General features: G+C 75.6%; 1 protein-coding gene. It reads left to right on the top strand.

The window, feature by feature from the left end; translation table 11 throughout:
- Positions 1-209 (top strand): amino acid--tRNA ligase-related protein (locus ACQG3P_RS22415; protein WP_426806286.1); only part of this gene is annotated, 209 nt, incomplete at its 5' end.
- Positions 210-242 lie beyond the last annotated feature (33 nt).

The raw sequence follows: 242 nt of genomic DNA, 5'->3' as shown, positions 1-242 counted from the left end.
AGCGCCGGGCGGGGGACGACGCGCGCAGGGCCCAGTGCGGCCTGGACCCGGCCCACGACGGCTGGTACCGCGAGTTCCGCCGCCACGGCGCGGGGCCGCACGCCGGTTTCGGCCTGGGCTTCGAGCGCCTGGTGGTATACGGGTGCGGGCTGGGCAACATCCGCGATGCGAGCCCCGACCCGCGCGCACCGGGCAGCGCCGAGTTCTGATGCTGTCCACGGAGGCACGCCCATGACCCGGTT

The organism is Stenotrophomonas sp. SrG (assembly GCF_050031795.1).
GTDB lineage: Bacteria > Pseudomonadota > Gammaproteobacteria > Xanthomonadales > Xanthomonadaceae > Stenotrophomonas > Stenotrophomonas rhizophila_A.
This window is presented reverse-complemented; position numbering and strand designations above follow the sequence as displayed.